The sequence below is a fragment of the Fibrella aquatilis genome, assembly GCF_017353255.1.
GTDB lineage: Bacteria > Bacteroidota > Bacteroidia > Cytophagales > Spirosomataceae > Fibrella > Fibrella aquatilis.
In genome coordinates this window covers 1-17,642 of the sequence record NZ_JAFMYU010000036.1, presented here as the reverse complement: position 1 = coordinate 17,642, position 17,642 = coordinate 1, and the positions used below count along the sequence as shown (strand labels likewise).

The 17,642-nt window shown below is 55.1% G+C and carries 16 protein-coding genes; 11 read left to right on the top strand and 5 right to left on the bottom strand.

The features are described from left to right. Positions 1-3 precede the first annotated feature (3 nt). A complete protein-coding gene (locus tag J2I48_RS27035; protein WP_207338659.1) occupies positions 4-480 on the top strand; it encodes a hypothetical protein in 477 nt (158 codons plus the stop codon). Beyond that, on the top strand, positions 467-769 hold the full coding sequence (locus J2I48_RS27030; protein ID WP_207338658.1) for a hypothetical protein: 303 nt from the start codon (positions 467-469) through the stop codon (positions 767-769). The genes J2I48_RS27035 and J2I48_RS27030 overlap by 14 nt, the downstream gene beginning before the upstream one ends. Before the next feature lie 36 nt (positions 770-805). Here J2I48_RS27030 and J2I48_RS27025 read toward each other — a convergent pair whose 3' ends face one another. Continuing rightward, entirely contained in the window at positions 806-1,441 is a 636-nt protein-coding gene (locus tag J2I48_RS27025; RefSeq protein WP_207338657.1) for a response regulator, read from the bottom strand. Further along, positions 1,438-3,258 (bottom strand): sensor histidine kinase, encoded by a 1,821-nt coding sequence (locus J2I48_RS27020; RefSeq protein WP_207338656.1) that lies wholly within the window; start codon positions 3,256-3,258, stop codon positions 1,438-1,440. Before J2I48_RS27020 ends, J2I48_RS27025 begins: the two co-directional genes overlap by 4 nt. A 127-nt stretch (positions 3,259-3,385) precedes the next feature. Between J2I48_RS27020 and J2I48_RS27015 the strand changes: the two genes are divergently transcribed. The 6 genes from J2I48_RS27015 to J2I48_RS26990 all read left to right on the top strand — a co-directional run bounded on the left by J2I48_RS27015 (position 3,386) and on the right by J2I48_RS26990 (position 10,173). Next, positions 3,386-6,559, top strand: coding sequence for a hypothetical protein (locus tag J2I48_RS27015; protein ID WP_207338655.1), 3,174 nt, complete (start codon positions 3,386-3,388; stop codon positions 6,557-6,559). Positions 6,560-6,661: 102 nt separating this feature from the next. Then, a complete protein-coding gene (gene rplU, locus J2I48_RS27010; RefSeq protein ID WP_207338654.1) occupies positions 6,662-6,979 on the top strand; it encodes a 50S ribosomal protein L21 in 318 nt (105 codons plus the stop codon). A 14-nt stretch (positions 6,980-6,993) separates the two neighbouring features. Beyond that, entirely contained in the window at positions 6,994-7,287 is a 294-nt protein-coding gene (gene rpmA / locus J2I48_RS27005) for a 50S ribosomal protein L27 (protein WP_207338653.1), read from the top strand. A 186-nt stretch (positions 7,288-7,473) separates the two neighbouring features. Then, positions 7,474-8,295 (top strand): TerC family protein, encoded by an 822-nt coding sequence (locus tag J2I48_RS27000; RefSeq protein WP_207338652.1) that lies wholly within the window; start codon positions 7,474-7,476, stop codon positions 8,293-8,295. Positions 8,296-8,444: 149 nt separating this feature from the next. After that, the gene (locus tag J2I48_RS26995) at positions 8,445-9,920 is read left to right on the top strand and encodes an NADH-quinone oxidoreductase subunit N (RefSeq protein WP_207338651.1); all 1,476 of its coding nucleotides are present in this window, start codon (positions 8,445-8,447) and stop codon (positions 9,918-9,920) included. 7 nt (positions 9,921-9,927) lie between these two features. Then, positions 9,928-10,173 (top strand): CBU_0592 family membrane protein, encoded by a 246-nt coding sequence (locus tag J2I48_RS26990; RefSeq protein ID WP_207338650.1) that lies wholly within the window; start codon positions 9,928-9,930, stop codon positions 10,171-10,173. Between the two features lie 23 nt (positions 10,174-10,196). On the opposite strand, the gene J2I48_RS26985 is transcribed toward J2I48_RS26990, so the two are convergent. Beyond that, a complete protein-coding gene (locus J2I48_RS26985; RefSeq protein ID WP_207338649.1) occupies positions 10,197-10,580 on the bottom strand; it encodes a MerC domain-containing protein in 384 nt (127 codons plus the stop codon). A gap of 127 nt (positions 10,581-10,707) precedes the next feature. On the opposite strand from J2I48_RS26985, the gene J2I48_RS26980 reads away from it, so the two are divergent. Both J2I48_RS26980 and J2I48_RS26975 read left to right on the top strand, forming a co-directional pair. Then, on the top strand, positions 10,708-11,274 hold the full coding sequence (locus J2I48_RS26980) for a hypothetical protein (RefSeq protein ID WP_207338648.1): 567 nt from the start codon (positions 10,708-10,710) through the stop codon (positions 11,272-11,274). Between the two features lie 179 nt (positions 11,275-11,453). After that, entirely contained in the window at positions 11,454-13,226 is a 1,773-nt protein-coding gene (locus J2I48_RS26975; RefSeq protein WP_207338647.1) for an ABC transporter ATP-binding protein, read from the top strand. Between the two features lie 224 nt (positions 13,227-13,450). Here the strand turns inward: J2I48_RS26975 and J2I48_RS26970 are convergent, their stop codons facing one another. Further along, on the bottom strand, positions 13,451-14,746 hold the full coding sequence (locus J2I48_RS26970; RefSeq protein ID WP_207338693.1) for a DUF2851 family protein: 1,296 nt from the start codon (positions 14,744-14,746) through the stop codon (positions 13,451-13,453). 2 nt (positions 14,747-14,748) lie between these two features. Then, positions 14,749-16,563 (bottom strand): glycosyltransferase, encoded by a 1,815-nt coding sequence (locus tag J2I48_RS26965; RefSeq protein WP_207338646.1) that lies wholly within the window; start codon positions 16,561-16,563, stop codon positions 14,749-14,751. Positions 16,564-16,749: 186 nt separating this feature from the next. Here J2I48_RS26965 and purU point away from each other — a divergent pair, with 186 nt between their 5' ends. Next, entirely contained in the window at positions 16,750-17,610 is an 861-nt protein-coding gene (gene purU, locus J2I48_RS26960; RefSeq protein WP_207338645.1) for a formyltetrahydrofolate deformylase, read from the top strand. Positions 17,611-17,642 lie beyond the last annotated feature (32 nt).

The following is a 17,642-nucleotide window of genomic DNA, read 5'->3' as shown; positions in this document are numbered from 1 at the left end:
ATTATGAACCGATTAATATCGCTTGTTCTGTGGCTAGTACTATGCCTTTCTGTTGATATAGTTGCTCAAACAAATACGCGCACTATAGAAAAAACCGATACTAGTATCATTAAAGTCATGTATCCAAACCAGGATTTAAAATTATGGTATGGCAGTGATGAGTTTAAAGTAAACGATTTTGTAATACTGCCAAACTATACCATTCTGCATAGCCGTAAAACGTCGACCCTTCGGCTGTTGGCTAATGAGGAAATGTTGGTATTGGATAACAGCAAACTACTGGAAATTAAAACTATTAGGCCGCATATAGTCGATGAAGAAGAAGTAGCTATTGGCCCGATAAAGCCTTGGTTTACAGTGATTAACGATTCTACAGTGCTGGCGGGAACGGCGCTTTTCAAGGGTAGGAATAAGGTAGGGGGCGTCAACGAATCAATTACGTACGGCTACAACTTATTTGTCGGCGTTGACGCTGATTGATGTCGCAATTGTGGTGGCGGCAGAGGATCGCAATGATCCAATTCTTGGCCAGTATTTTGTGTATGACCGGGTTACAAAGCAGCTTTATTACCGCACATCGTCTGTTAAGGAAAAGGTACGGAAGCAATTATACATGAAAGCCGATTTGGCTGATGACAAGCTTACGTTAACCCCTTTCTTGCGGAGTGATTTAACCGATTTTTACAGCGTCTATATAAATAACCGCCGCTTGTTTTTCCACGACTCAAAGCGGGGCTATATCTACGTACTGAATTCAGACTTGCCCTAACGGCTGGCCAACGCCCCGAAACTACGTTGATGACTCTTATAACCCATGCTCGTGTGCAAAGGCAATCAGGTCAGACAGGTGGGTAATGGTTAGTTTACGATAGATGTTTTTGCGGTGCGATTTCACCGTTTCGAAACTCACAAACAGCTGATCACCAATCTGTTGCGTATTCAACCCCTGCCGCATCAGACGGATAACCTTTAGTTCAGTGGGGGTGAGTTTAAACCGCACTACAAAGCTGTCGGCGGCGTGTAGATCAACTGTTGGTGACGTTGGAAAGATGCGTTCGCCAATCAGTACGCGCCTGATGGTGTCAATCATGGTACTAATCTGCACATGCTTGAGTAAATAGGCCGCCGCCCCAGCTCCGCGGCATTCGTCGACAAAGCGTTTGTAGGCGTACATCGTCAGCATGATCGTCTTCACGGCCGGGTACGTGTCTGATAGCTGTCGGAGGCATTCAATACCAGTAGGCGCAGGCAGGTTGATGTCGAGCAATACCACGTGGGGCGTGTGAGCCTGGACAGCGGGCAGCACGTCGGCCCCCCGAAACACCTGCCCCACCACCGTCATAGCCGGGTCAGCCTGTGCGAGCTGTAGCGCCAGCCCATCGCTAAAAAGGGTGTGGTCATCGGCCAGTAAAATGCGGACGGACGAGGCAGCAGAGGTCATGTGTAAGGAACGTCGAGCCGGATGGTGGTGCCTCTGACGGAGGTATCAATCGCCATCCGGCCTCCTAACCATTCGGTTCGTGAAGCTACGTTTTTTAGCCCGATTCCACTGGCGGAATCTGCTTTGTGGTTGCCGAATCCGTGTCCGTTGTCTTCCACCATGATGTTCAGCCCGTCAGGGTGATAGACTAGTTGGACTACAGCCTCGGTGGCTCCACTGTGGCGCACCACGTTATGCATCAGTTCCAGCACGGCGCGGTAGATAGCCAGTTCTTTCACCTGCGGCAGCGGGATCACCTCACCCGCACTGACAAACAAAAACCGAATGCCCGACGCTGCCCCTAACCGTTCGGCGGTTTCGGCCAGCGCACCACCCAGGCCCAGCATAGTCAGTTCATCGGGCATGAGGTTGTGCGAAACCGTCCGCACGTTAGCGATGATCTGGTTGATCAACTCATAGGCCTCTTCACTGGCGGGGGGCAGTTTACCCCGCAGAGCCAGCAGCGACGTACCCACGTCGTCGTGGAGGTCCTGAGCAATGCGACGGCGTTCGGTTTCCTGAGTCAGAATAACCTCTTTCTGGGTGTTACCTAACTGGATAAGCGTCGCCTCGCGTTCATGAATCAATTGTCGGGTAGCACCAATACCCAGCACGATTATCTCAAACAGAGGTGCATAATAACGCAGGTAATAGTGCCAGTCCTGCGTTTCCAGTATGCCTGCGCTGTCGAGCACCCTCACCAGCACAATCAGCAAAAAAGGGGCAATAGCCAATAGGTAGATGCGGGCTTCGTCACTCCCCTTAGCGAGGCATGTTAGCAGGTACATCAGCATAAAAGCAGCCGTTATGCCTGTTATCAGCAAGGCTACGTCGGCAGTATGGTCCTGAAATGGCATAACCAGTAGATACAGAAACCAGGTGGCCTGAACGCCAATTAGCCCGTAGGTAGCCCATCTCAGCCACCCGATGGGTTTGGGGAGACGCTTGTAGACATACTGTTGCGTAAACAGTAAGTTGGCCATGTAACTCAGTGAAACCCCAAGCGCATACCCCTTGATCGTATTGAACGGATCGGGGAGGTAGTGCGCCAGTACACCTTCAATATTCAGGTTATACACGGCCGTGCCAAACGCATGGACGGCATAAAACAGCCAGATCAGATTACGGGACACTATAAACACGCCTAAACCAACTACCGTTAGAAACAGCAAAATGATAGCGGGCAGAATGAGAATGTTAGTCTCCGTGGAATAGTATAGCTCATACGCTGATCGCTCCCAGATATGGATCGGCGTGATCAGGGTTCCGCCCTCCTCCTGCGCGCGGAGCAGCACCCGCACGGTTTGTCCGGGAGTCAGATTGAGCGGAAAAGCAAAGTAGCGCGACGGAATGCTTCGTTTCCAGAGTGGAACGTGCCAACTGTCATGCTCAATCTGGTAGCTGATGCGCTGCCCATCCAGCACGTAGAAACTCATCTCGTCGGCGTAAACGATATCGACCTCCAGCACAAATTGGTGGGCCTGTTTGGCGGCATTCTGGCACGTGAAGGTGAGCCAGTGGGTCAGGCCGTCGGTGCCGAAATTAGGCTGGGTGGTGCCAACAGGTTTGAACTGGCTCAGATCCAATTGCCTCGGGGTCAGTTGACCAGTTGAGTCTGCGAACGTCAGCAGGCAGTCAGACGGGTAGGTGCCTGACGAAAGGCTATCCAGTTGCAGTGGACAGGGCTGTGCCCAGCCGCTGGCGGCTGTCAGGCCAAGCAGCAGGCCCAGCAAGAGCCAGCGCCCGGTTGGTATAAGAAGGAATAACTGGCTCATCATCAGTGCAAATGACGAAGAAATAGCCACTCAAAAAAATCCCCCAACCGGGGGATGGCGCAGGCCGGACAGACGGGGGAGATTTGGGCACCTGCTTCATCTATATCCACACCATTCCTCATCCTATTCAATGCCGAAAGCGATCCGTTCAGGCCTGTATTTGCTGATGCTGACGGGGCTGTTTAGTCAGGCCTATTCCCAGATTCCGCTGGTCAAAGATTTTCAGTGCAACCTGGCTCCCAACTCGTTCATCCGCTTCAATAGTCAGCTTTATTTTAATGGAGGCGGGGGCAATTGCCCTAACAGCGGCATCTACCGAACCGATGGTACGGCGGCGGGCACGGTGCTGGTGTCGGGCGATACTTTCGACCAAAGCCCGACGGGACGTTGTGTGGCCGGGGGGCACCTCTATTTTGGTACTACGGGTCAGTTGAAGCGGATTAACGGGCAGACAGGCGCGGTTGAACTAGTGAAATCGGGGTTTAGTGTTATTCCCAGATACATGGTCGAAATAAGCGGTGGCATTTTGCTTTTTAGCGACAACGGCACGGGCTTGTGGCGCAGCGACGGCACCACAGCAGGTACGTATGCTATCAGGAGTGAGTTAACCTCGATTGGGCAGGTAGTTTCCGATGGCACAACGGCTTACTTCCGGGCGGCAAACGGAGCCCTCTATAAAACAGATGGCACTACGGCAGGCACCGTTATTCTTCGTCAGTCAACCGCCAATCAGATTAGTGTCAGTATAGTTGGCCTCACGGTCTGGAATGGTGCCTTGTACTTCCGCGAGCAGGCAACCCCGAATAGCAGTTTTAGTACCAGCCGAATCATGAAATATGATGGCATCAATCTGGTTGCTCTTTATACCGTAGCACATGATCCAACGTATAATGCATCTGTGCTCGACGCCGTAGATCGGTTCATACCAACGGCCAACGCACTTTATTTTTTCGGCACAACACATGTCGTACAGGCAGGCAGCCCTGTATCGACCTTCAACCAACTGTGGAAAACGGATGGCTCGCAGGCAGGTACGGGCCAGGTGGCCATACTGGGCGCTACTATTCCGAGCTATTTTCGCACTTATCAGGTCAATCCTGAAGGTTATCAGAACCTGCTTTACTTTCCCGCCGAGGATGCCACGTTTGGTATAGAGCTTTGGCGGAGCGACGGCACGGCGGGCGGTACGTTCCGGGTACGTGATGTTAACCCCGGAACTGGTAGTTCAACCCCACTCGATTTTGCCAGCATCAACGGCATCTGTTATTTCCACGCCTATACCGATATCAACGGCACCGAAATCTGGCGCTCCGACGGGTCATCTGCCGGGACGCAGTTGGTACAGGACCTGTGGCCGGGTTCTGGCAGCGGGTCTTCAGCCTCTATAAGCAACGCAGCAACAAACTATAACTCACTGGCTTATAACGGTCGACTTTACTTAAGGGGGCAGCCTGATGGTAATAGCAATTCACAACTCTACAAGACCTGCGCTATTCCGAGTGCGCCCACCCTCACAGTCAGCCCCAGTGCCAGCATTTGCGCCGGAACGAGCGTTACGCTCACAGCATCGGGTTGCGCCGGAACCGTTACCTGGAATACAGGCGCGACCGGGGCCAGCTTAATTATCACGCCTTCGGCAGGTTCGGTGGGTTATTTTGCCACCTGCACCACCGAAAGCTGCGCCAGCCCCAACAGTGCCACGCTTACCGTATTGACCACCAGCATACCCACCGCCCCCACCATCAGCCCATCGGGTTCGGTTAGCTTCTGCCTGGGGCAAACCACCTCACTTACAGCCAGCGGCTGCGCGGGCGTAGTCAGGTGGAATACGGGCGTAACGGGCAATGTGCTATCCATATCAGCAACGGAGAGTTACTCGGCTTCCTGCACGATCAATAATTGCACTGGCCCTGGCAGCATGACAGTGCAGGCTACAGCCATTTCGACTACCGCCACCGTTGGACTTAACCCAATAGTGATGTGTGCAGGTAGTAGCCAAACGCTCACGGCCACGCCCACCAATGGCGGCACAAACCCGGGTTACCGATGGGCACGGAATAGATTGTCATTGCTAACTGTCAGTAACAAAACAACTACCAACGGACTGGGCAGTGCCAACGTGCTTGGTGTTTATGTCTCCGCCAACGGAAACGTTTATGCTTCAACCACAGGCGGGTTAAGTATTTCGACCGACGGCGGGCAATCATTTGTGAACCGTACCACAGCAAATGGCCTGGGTAATAATTTCATTTTCAACGCCTTCGTTGGCACCGACGGGAAAATATATGCAGCCACCAATGCCGGGTTGAGCATTTCGGCCGACGGGGGCAGTACATTCAGCAACAAGATCAATACCAGAACCGTATCGGGTGTTTATGTAGATGGCACGGGTAAAATATACGTCGCTACTGGTGGAGCAACCGCAGCAGGTCTGGGCATATCGACCGATGGGGGAAATACGTTCGCCTACAAGACAACTACCAACGGATTAGGCGGCGTGACGGTCTACAACGTCACGGCCGGCCCAGACGGGAAGATTTATGCAGCCACCTACGGCGGGTTAAGCATTTCCTCAGATGGAGGAAACACGTTTGTGAACCGTACTTCGGCGAACGGCTTAGGTACTGACCAAACCACCGACGTAGTGGTTGGTCCCGACGGCACCATCTACGTGGCTACCTACGGCGGACTGAGTATCTCCACCGACGGGGGTACTACATTCATCAACCGCACTACCGCCAACGGTTTGGGTAACAATTCCGTTGAAACTGTCTTTGTCGATGCCACCGGGACTGTTTATGCTGGTAGTGATGGCGGATTGAGCATCTCGACCAACGGTGGCCAGATGTTTGTCAATTACACTACCGCCAGTGGTTTGGGGGCCAATTATGTACAGGGGTTGTCCGTTGGCGCCAATGGTATTATCTACGCGGGCACCACCAGCAGCGCGGGTAGTGGCCTGAGCATTGCCAGACGGCCAACCAACACATACCCAGTGCAGATAGCAATGGCGGGCGACGTGTATTCCGTGAGCCTTACTCCGTCGGCTGATGGCTGTCCGGCCATAGCAGTCGTTTCGGCCAGCGTCATGGTGTATTTAGGGAACACGACGCTCAGGTCCGGCAATTGGGACGACGCTACCGTATGGTCGTGCGGGCAGGTACCCACGGCTACCGATGCCATCACGCTCAACCATGCCATCACCATTCCGGCAGGTTTCGCAGCCAGTGTACTACGGGTACGTTACGGAACAGGTGGGCAACTGCGTTATCTGCCGGGTGGGCGATTACGGGTAGGGCCTTGAACAGAACATGGCTACACTACCAACTTTTTCTACCTGCTACCACTGCCAACTGCTAACTTTTTTCTACCTTTGCACCCTCATTTTCAAGTTATACACACAATCATGTACGCAATCGTAGAGATCGCAGGGCAGCAGTTTAAAATCGAGAAGGGCCGCTTCATCTATACCCACCGGTTGGGAGGTGACGTGGACGCTGCACTTGCCTCCGACCAGGTGAAGGTTCTCCTGGTTGACAACGAAGGCACGATTACCGTTGGCGCCCCCCTCGTGGCAGGCGCAGCCGTATCGGCCACTATCGTCGAACACCTGAAAGGTGAAAAGGTCATCGTCTTCAAAAAGAAGCGCCGCAAGGGCTACAAGAAAAAGAACGGTCACCGTCAGTACCTGACCAAAGTTCAAATCAACGACATTACCGTTTAATACTCCTCAAAAAGATGGCACACAAGAAAGGCGTCGGTAGTTCGAGGAACGGCCGGGATAGTATCAGCAAACGCTTAGGCGTAAAATTGTTTGGCGGTCAGAAAGTGATTGCCGGCAACATTATTGTGCGGCAGCGCGGCACGAAACACCACCCCGGCAAAAACGTGGGTCTGGGTCGTGACCACACCCTGTTTGCTCTCATCGAAGGCACCGTACACTTCAGCAAAGGTCGTGACGACCGGTCGCTGGTGAACGTGATTCCTGCCGAAGTGGCCGCTACGGCACCCGTGGCCGAAGTAGCTGCCTAATCAACATCAGGCGGTACGTTGCTACGGGCAACTCCCCTTACAAAAACCGCCTGCTGGCATCGGCAGGCGGTTTTTTCATGTTCATCCCGCCCTCACACCGTTTATGGATTGGGCTGCTCATTACTGTAACCTGTTTGTTCCGAAGGGCACAGCGGGGTAATTTTGGGCTTTCGTTACCACGCACTCATGGATCAACTCTTCACAGCCGAGGCCATCATCAGCCTCTTGACGCTCACGTTTCTGGAAATCGTTCTGGGGATTGACAACATCATTTTCATCTCCATTGCCGCTAATAAACTTCCCCGCGCCGATCAGCCCAAAGCCCGCAACATTGGCCTGCTGCTGGCCATGATCTTCCGGGTAGTGCTGCTATTTGGTATCTCCATCCTGATCTCGCTCAGCAAGCCCTTCACCCACATCGATACAGGCTGGCTCGTGGCAGCTCCCACCGGACAAAGCATCATTCTCTTCATTGGTGGCCTGTTTCTCCTCTATAAAGCCACGTCTGAAATTCATCATAAGCTGGAAGGCGACCCCCACGGCGACGACGTAATGCCCGAAAAAAAAGGAGGATCCAAAAACAGCGTGGGTGGTGTGGTTGCCCAAATTGCCATCATCAACGTAGTTTTCTCCATCGACTCGATCCTGACCGCCGTGGGCCTGACCCAGAATGTAACCGTCATGATTATTGCCGTAATTTTGTCGGTACTGATTATGATGTTCTTTGCCGGTCCCGTAGGCCGATTTGTCAACGACCACCCCAGCATTCAGATGTTGGGCCTGTCGTTTCTGATCATGATTGGGTTCATGCTCATCGCCGAAGGTGCCCACCTCTCGGAAGTGTCCTTGTTCAACTCGCCGGTGGGTACCGTGCCCAAAGGCTATCTCTACTTCGCCATTGCATTCTCTCTGATGGTAGAAGTGCTGAATATCAAGCTCCGCAAAAACCAGAAGCCCGTTCAGGTGCGCGGCTACGAAGATCAGGCGGAACGGGACGGCATTATTTAATATTTACAAGCGGCCCGCCGGGGGCGCCTAGCCGCCGCGGTTACGATGGACGACTTACGATTTATTGCTGACGCCTAACTACGCTTGCCTTGGCCTACGTGCGAAAGCAATAAATCGTAAGTCGTCCATCGTAATTCGTAAATCAAATTATGTCTCTCGCCGAACAACTACAAAATATACTCGATAGCCTGGGCGGCGTGGGGGCCGAGTTGTGGCTAAGCGGCCTGTTTTGTGGGCTGCTGGTGGGCGAATTAGTGCTACTGCGGCAGACCGACATAGTCACTACGCGGCGCTGGCTGACGGGCATTACCGTGGCGGGTCTGGCGGTAGCAGGGGTGCTGGCTATGGGCGAAACCGGGCGCGGCAGCCTGTTTATGAACCTGCTCTTTCTGGATCGGCAGGCCTTGTTTTTCAAAGTCATCGTCACCGGTGCGGCCATGGCTGTAGTACTCTGGGAAACTGGAAATAGCACTTCCACGGCCCCCAAACGGCTATTGCCTACCGAGTGGTACGTCTTGCTGGTGGGGCTGGTGCTGGGCCTGTACCTGCTCACGATGGCCGTAAACCTGCTCACAATCTACCTCAGCATCGAACTTGTTTCCATTGCGTCTTACCTCCTCACCGGCCTCGTCGCCGACCGGAAAGCTGCCGAAGGGGGGCTGAAATACCTGCTCTTCGGGGCGGTTAGTTCGGCCATTATGCTCTACGGCATGTCGTTGCTGTATGGCCTCACCGGCACCCTCGATATCACGGCCGATACCTTTGGCACCCTGCTGGCCGACGGCGGAACGGTGGCGCTGGTGGCGGGGCTGCTCACGCTGGCGGGGGTGTTGTTTAAACTTTCGGCGGTGCCATTTCATATCTGGACGCCCGATGCCTACGAAGCCGCGCCGGTACCCGTAGCGGCTTTTTTCTCCATTGCGCCTAAAGCAGCGGCTTTGCTGGTACTAATGCGGTTATTGTCGGCGGGGCAGTCGGCGGGCATGCAAACACCATTGGCGGTGGTGGCTCTGGCGGGCATTCTGCTGGGCAACCTCTCGGCCCTGCGTCAGACCGATGCTAAACGGATGCTGGCCTATTCTACTATTGCACAGGCGGGGTTTCTGCTGGTGGGCGTGGTGGCGCTGAACGAATCGGGCTTTGAGGCAGCTACGTTCTATGTGGCTACCTACCTGTTTATTACCCTGGCCGCTTTCTTCCTCATTGACGCCCTCGCCCCCGCCGGGTCGCTACGTATGGCCGACTTTGCGGGTCGTTTCTCGGTATCTCCCCTGCTGGGTGTGTGCCTGGTAGTGGTCATGCTGGGGCTGACGGGCCTGCCGCCTACGGTGGGGTTTACGGCCAAACTACTGTCTTTTTCAGCCCTGTTCGAGGCCTACCAGACAACAGGTAACCCGTGGCTGATCTGGCTCTACGGCATTGGGCTGGCCAACGTGGTGGTGTCGCTGTTCTACTACCTGCGCATTCCATTTCTGCTCATTTTTCGCCCTGCCCCAACGGGTGCTGTACCTAGTGTTGTGCGACTTACGGTTGGTCAGTGGGTAGCGTTGGCCATTACGGTACCACCTGTGATCCTGCTATTTTTAAAGCCCGACTGGCTCTTGCGACTGATTGCCGACTTATAAAACACTCATGCTCCATTACACCATTGAAACCTTGGGCTGGATAGCCTCTGCCCTTATTGTGGGTGCTTATTTTCTGAACATGCAGGGCAGGTTAGATGCCAAAGACCCGCGCTATATCTGGGCTAACCTGATTGGCGGTCTATTCTTTATTGTCAACACCTACTACCACGGCGCCTATCCGTCGGCACTCGTCAACATAGTCTGGGTGCTAATTGCCGTCTTTTCGTTAAGCAGGAAGGGGAAGCCGGTTTAAGGTTTTAACTGCCTTCCTTGAACTCACCCCGCGTGCGCAACACGATGTTGGCGGAGGTTAATGAGGTGGGTGATAACCAGCCCCGCAGAGGCGAAATAGGCTGTATACTCAAACAGGGAGCTGACAGCTTCGAGGAGCAGGCTCGTGGCAAACAGGGTCAGAAAACCCCAGAGGGTAGCGCGAATAGCAGCCGACGTATGATGCCTCGTAGCGAAATAAACTGCTGCTATGTTGATAGCAATGAACACGTAGTCGAGACCCAGAAAGCCGATACGCAGGGTAGCGTCGGTGCGCAAAAAGCCCGTTGTCATTACCATCACCGGGGCCGCCATGCAGTGAATAATGCACAGCACCGAACCCGTGATACCAATATAATCGGCCTTCTTGTCGAAGAGATCCAGCTTCATGGTCAATCGCAATTTTCTGTTCACAAAAGTACAAGCATAACTTCCGTTGTTGCAATAAGGTTGCAAAAATAATTGCAACAACGTTGCAAGTTCGTATGTTTGTCCTTCAGGAAAACACATCCTCGTTATGCGTACTCAAAACAAACTGCACCTCAGCTGGGTCCTTGGCATTAGCCTTCTGTTTCTATTTAATGGTTGCAAAAAAGGTACTGACCCCCTACCGGCCGATGAGAATGAACTCATTACTACCGTTACGCTGCGGTTTACGCCCGTAGGCACCACCAATACCCAAACCGCTACTTATCAGAATAAGAGTGGCGGGGCTACTCCTACTAAGTTCGACGCGATCACCCTGACCGCCAACACCAGCTACAGCCTAACCGTTGATCTGCTCGACGAAAGCAAGACGCCCACGGTATCGGTCACCAACGAGATCAGCACCCAGAAAGAGGAACACCTGTTTCTCTACGCCGCTGACCCAACGGCCCTGCTCACTTATACCTATGGCGACAAAGACAGCCGCAACCTGCCTGTAGGCCTCATCGGCACTGCCCGCACCGGCGTAGCAGGCACCGGCAAACTCAACGTACGCCTGCGTCATCAGCCCCCCGTCAATGGCACCATAGTCAAAGACGGCACCGCCGCCCCCGGCTCCGACGACGTGAACCTAAGCTTTACGCTAACGGTGAAGTGAGGGAGTGGTGAGTGGTAAACGATGAGTGGTAAGTGAAAGCATTAGCCTTGGCTACACTTACCGCTCATCGTTTACCACTCACCACTAACTAGCGTGCCACCTTTTTATACCGTATGGGGTTTACTATCCAGACCCTGTTTTCGGTCTGGTTGGCCATTTCGAACACGCCGTTACTTCACATGAAACTACTGTACTTCTACCTAAGCCGCTATTGGGGCCTGCTCATTCTGGCGCTGGTGCTGGCCACCGTCAACCAGGTGTTCTCCCTGCTTGATCCCTATATTTTTCGCAAAATCATTGACCAGTATGTGGTGAAGCCGGGTGGTACCTGGCGCGACATCAATTTTTGGGGGTTTCTGCAAAAAGGCTCCGGGCTGCTCATTTTGCAGGCATTGGGCGTGGCCATGGTGAGCCGCATTGCTAAAAACTTCCAGGACTATTACGTCAACGTCATCACCCAACGACTGGGTGCACAAATGTACTCCGACGGCCTGCAACACTCGCTCGAACTGCCTTATCAGGTCTTTGAGGATCAGCGGTCGGGCGAGACGCTGGGGATTTTGCAGAAGGTGCGCACCGATGTAGAGAAGCTCATTCAGTCGTTTGTGAACGTGCTGTTTACCTCAATTGTGGGTATCGTGTTTGTGATGTGGTACGCCAGCACGGTCTACTGGCCCATTGCCCCGGCCTATTTCCTTACCATTCCGCTGCTGGGTTTCGTCAGTTCGCTGCTGAGCAAAAAGATTAAAGTAGTACAAAAAACCATCGTAGCCGAAACCACTGCCCTAGCCGGGTCGACCACCGAGAGCCTGCGCAACATTGAGCTGGTGAAGAGCCTCGGTTTGGCCCAGCAGGAGACCGAGCGGCTCAATGGCACTACAGGCAAAATTCTGAAGCTGGAGCTAAAAAAGGTGCGCTACATCCGGTCGCTGTCATTTATTCAGGGCACGTTTGTGAACCTGCTGCGCAACGCCATCATGCTGCTGATGCTGTTTCTGGTGGTGCAGGGCAAGATCACCGTGGGCGAATTCTTCTCGCTGTTCATTTACTCATTTGCCATTTTCGGACCGTTGCAGGAGCTGGGCAACATCATCAACGTCTACCGCGAAACCGAGGCGTCGCTGGCCAATTTCCAGCGCATTCTCGACACCCCCCGCGACGAAAAACCAGCGCATCCTCAGACCGTGGGGCGCATTGACGAGCTGGCGTTTGAGAACGTGCATTTCAAGCACCTCTCGGCCAACACCCCCGCCCTGGCTGGTATTTCGTTCGATGTAAAAACGGGTGAAACCATTGCGTTTGTGGGGCCGTCGGGGTCGGGTAAGACCACGCTGGTGAAGCTGCTGGTGGGGCTGTATCAACCCAAAGAAGGGCGTATTCTATATAATGATATTCCTGGCGACGAAGTAAACCTGGACGAGTTGCGGGAGCAAATCGGCTTTGTGACACAGGATACGCAGCTTTTTGCCGGTACCATCCGCGAGAACCTGCTCTTTGTAGCCCCCAACGCTACCGACGCCGACTGCCTTCGCGCCCTGCATCAGGCCGCCGCAGACGGGCTGCTGGCCCGCGCACCACAGGGGCTGGATACGGTCATTGGCGAAGGTGGCGTGAAGGTATCGGGGGGAGAAAAGCAGCGCCTGAGCATTGCCCGCGCCCTGCTCCGCGAACCCGCCCTGCTGGTGTTCGACGAGGCCACCTCGGCGTTGGATTCGCTTACCGAAGAAGAGATCACCAACACGGTGCGGCAGCTGTCGGCCTCGCAGCACCGCATCACGATCCTGATTGCCCACCGCCTGAGTACCATCCTCCACGCCGACCGCATTTTCGTGCTCGAAAAAGGGCACGTGGTAGAGCAGGGTGCCCACGCCGAACTCCTGGCTCACAAAGGCCTCTATTACGCCATGTGGCGGCAACAAATCGGCGAACGAAAAGAAATGGCGCTGGCGTGATGGGGGTGGGCAACGAGCTGTTAATAAGCGTATTGCTGCCGTGCGGCCCCGCGGCGGCGGACCGTCTCGACTGCGCTCGGGGTGACAGGCAGGTAGAGTCAAGTTTACTGAGTTGATTCAAGGTGCCTGTCACCCCGAGCGCAGTCGAGACGGTCCGCCGCCGCGGGGCCGCGCGGCAGCAATACGCGGAATCAAAACCTATAACTTATCTGTAACTACATCCATCACACCCGCACCAGGGCAATACCGATCTGGCAGTTGAGGCAGCGTTTGGGGGTGCAGAAATTGTTATACAACTCAATCGAGGCCTGCGAATCGAAGGCGGTTTTTACGGCCAGGCCCAGGTCGTCCCAGAGGCGGGTGATGCGGTTGTCTTCGGCGGGGAGTTGTTCCAGCAGGCTGATGGCCCGGTCGAGCAGGTCGGGCTGATCTTTGCGTTTGGCGTAGGCCGCCAGCAGGGGCACGGCCACGTTGATGAGCAGGCCCGTGGCCGTGGCCTCACCCAGCGTGGCCGAGAGTTTCGCTCCCGTTTTCCCAAACCGGTAATGCGTTTGCCAGTAGGCCGAAGGCATCAGTTGCAACATGGCCAGCAACGAAGGCGCGTCGGGGGTATCGACCAGCAGCGAAAACAGGCTGCCATATTCATGAACAAGCCGGGCCAGTTGCGCCAGCCGCATGGTAGGGAACCCCGCCGGACGCAGCTTACCCCATTTCCAGACGTGGGCGGGTAGTTGCCCGTCGGTCAGGGCGTATTTGGTGGCCAAAAATTGATGTTCTCGGCGCAGTACGGCCCGGTATTCGTCGGGGGTAGTAGCAGCTTCCGGGTCGGTGTCGTCCAGCAACCCGGCCGTACCGAAGAGCAGCGCCTCTAGCTGCGTGAGGTTGTTGCGGTGTTTGTGAAGCACCCGCAGTGGCACCGTCCGGGTGAGTTGCTCCATGGGGTCGGCGTTGACTTTGCTGCCCAGGTGCATGGCCAGGAGGCGGTAGGCGGTTTCTTCCCAGTCCTGCCCCGTGGCATCATACAACGCCTGCACGTCGGCGGCTTTGCGTTCGAGGCGCTCCAGCAGGGCTTTGTCGAGCATGGCGGTTTGGCGCAGGGGCTTCACCATGCGAAACTGCCCGGCGCAGGGAATAACGTCGGCACTGCTGGTGAGGGTGCCGTAACGGCTCAGGAGGTTGTCGGCGGTGAGCGGGGCCAGTTCCAGGGTGGGCAATCGGGTGCCGTCGGGGCGGGGCACGGCGCGGTCGTGGTGCCAGACAATGTGCAGGATCACGTTATCATAGGCCTTATCGCCCTGATGCTGATGCACAAGCCAGTCCGACGTGCGTACGTGCGCTTCCACCGTGCCCACCCACTCTACCCCCGCAATGCGCAGCCGGGCGTTCAGGAAATCAGGTCCGGCATTACCATTCCGAAAACCGGGGTGCAACACCTCAACCGTTTCGCCGTCGGTAGTGGTAAGCGCCTGATTGGCAACGTATTGAAACTGCCAGATGAAATAGATGAATTCCTCGGAAATAGTCACGGTTTCCGGCGTTTCAATGACAGGTCGTGGGCGGTGTCGTAGTAGGAACGGAGGTTGGTCCAGTCGAATACTTCGGCGATGCTTTCCACGCGGTTGCGCTGCTGAATCCGGTCGCGCATGGTCATCCGCACAAACCGGAACAGGATGTCGGCGAGTTGGTTGGCCGCTTCATCGAAGTTTTGTGTTTTGCGATTGACCACGTAGATGCCCCGGTTTTCGTAGTCGCGCATGATCTGCATGATGAAATCGCCAAAGCCCGATTGGTCGCTCGTGACGGTGGGAATGCCCCGCACCACGCACTCCAGCGGCGTATAGCCCCAGGGTTCGTAGTAGCTCGGAAATACGCCCAGGTGGCACCCCCGCACAAACTGACTGTAGTCGAGGCCAAACAGCGGGTTGGTCGAGGCGATGAAGTCGGGGTGGTACACGATTTTCACACGGTCGTATTCATTATTGACCAGGTTGGCCTGCCGGATAAACCGCGTCATGTCGTCTTCCTGCAAGAGATCGTGCGTGACAAAGCGGGGCAGCTGCTTGGTTTTCCAGCTCTGAATGGTCCGCCGCAGGCGCAGCCGCCAGTATTCGTCCACAAACTTGTTAAGGTCGGGCAGGTTGGTTTCCTGCCCCGATGCCGAGGCCAGAAAGAGCCGTTCGCCCACCTGCTTTTCAATGGCATCGGTGGTTTCGCGGATCTCGTCGAGCAGGGCGCGGGTGTGGAGCACTTCGGGATTGATAGACCGGTAGGGCTGCTTGGTCACCATAAACATCACCACGGTGGTGTCCATGTTGGCCTCGCGCATCCGCCAGTTCAGCCGCGCCAGAGCCTCCAGCGTGAGGTCGTACCCTTTGTTGGTAAACTCGAACCGCCCCGACGTGAAGAAGTACAGCGTCTTGTCGAGGTCGAAGGAATAGTTCTGGAAGAAGTGACCCATCACAAACTCGTGGATGCGCTCTTTGAACTTCACGTGCAGGTTCTGAAACTCGTGGGCGGCGGCAAAGCGCGTCACGTTCAGGCCGTTGGGCAGCACCAGGTCGGGGCTGCGACCCAGAAACACCTCGCACTCGCGGGCGGTCACGTCGCTCACGGTGGTGAATACATGGCTCTGCTGCGCGGCTAGTCTTTCTACGGTTGCCTGAGCTTCGATGCCGTAGTGCCGGGCTTCTTTTTGCCAGTTGAAGGTGGGCAGCTTTTGGTAGAAACCGGTTTCGTTCTGGGCCAGGTAGCGCCCCAGCATGGTGGCGTGGGTGGTGAAGGTGGTGGCCACGCGCACATTGTCGCGCCGGAGGTCGGGCAGGCCCGAAGCGGCCATCCATTCGTGAAAATGGGCCACCAGGTCAACGCGGCGGGCATGGTCGGCAGCCAGCAGGGTAATAAATACGCGGACCATTTCGCCAAACAGCAGCGTCTGGTTCACCAGATCTTCCACGTTGAGCGTAGGCAGTTGATGCCGTTCCCACAGGCCTGCTTTGATGGCATCTACCTGAGGGGCAAGGCTTTGCACGTTGAACATGACCACCCGCGGGCGACCCGTTACCAGCCAGTAACCATATTCTACGTCGTAGCCCAATTGCCGCATCTTGCGCACAGTCTGCCCAATTTCGGTTTCGTCGGGGTCGGTAATGGGTTCGTATTCGGCGGCGGCTTTTTGGGGGAAGTAAGGCCCCAGCAGCACATAATTATCGTCCCACTTCTCGACCATCGCGGGTACTTTCGAGCGGATTACGGTGTAGATACCGCCCACCTGATTACAGACCTCCCAGGCGATTTCGAGTAAGAGTTTGCGTTTGGACGTTGAGAAGATTGATTCCACGGCAGAGGCTGGGTTGGGGTGGTTTTGTCAAGATGTAAATTTCACCTGCAAGTAAGCAGTTTACAGGCATGAAAATCGGCGCGTATGTAAGTTTACTCGATTCAATTTATCTTGCATGAACAGCCTTACATCCACAGGCACCCGTTTCCACTACTTAACAACCCACCCCGCCTGTCTGCTTCACCTATGACTAAACATATTCTGCTGATGGATGGCCCCGACGGGCCGGGCCTGATTCACCACGTCACGGGCGTTCTCTTCCGGCATGGTCTCAACATCATTCGCAACGACGAATACGTAAGTCCCGACGGGCAGTTTTTCATGCGAACCGAGTTTGAGGCCGGGCCACAGCAGGCCGGGATCGCGCTCGACAGCCACGATCCGCAACAGATTCTGGATGAACTGCGCCAAACGCTGCCCGCCGGGGTGAGTTTGCGGCTGAATCCAAAGCAGAAAAAGAACGTGGTGGTGTTTGTCACCAAAGAACACCACTGTCTGGGCGAGCTGCTCATCCGCTACGGCTTCGACGAGTTGGGGGCCGATATTCTGGCCGTGGTGAGCAACTACGCCACCCTGCAACCGCTGGTAAGCAAGTTTGGCATTCCGTTTCACCACATCGCCCACGAAGGCAAAACCCGCGAAGAACACGAGGCCGCCGTACTGCGCACCCTGGCTATCTACCAGCCCGACTACCTCGTGCTGGCCAAATACATGCGCGTGCTGACGCCCGATTTTGTAGCCCACTACAACAACCGGATCGTCAATATCCACCACTCGTTTTTGCCCGCCTTTGTGGGGGCCAGCCCCTACCGGCAAGCCTACGAGCGGGGCGTAAAAATCATTGGTGCCACGGCCCACTTCGTCAACAACAACCTCGACGAAGGCCCCATCATTGCCCAGGACACGCAGGAAGTAGACCACCGCCACACCGCCACCGACATGGCCACCATGGGCCGCGACGTAGAGAAAATAGTGCTCTCACAGGCCCTGAAACTCGTTTTCAACGACCGGGTATTTATTCACCAGAACAGGACGATTATTCTTTAATGAGTTTAAGGTTCAATGTCTAAGGTCTAAAC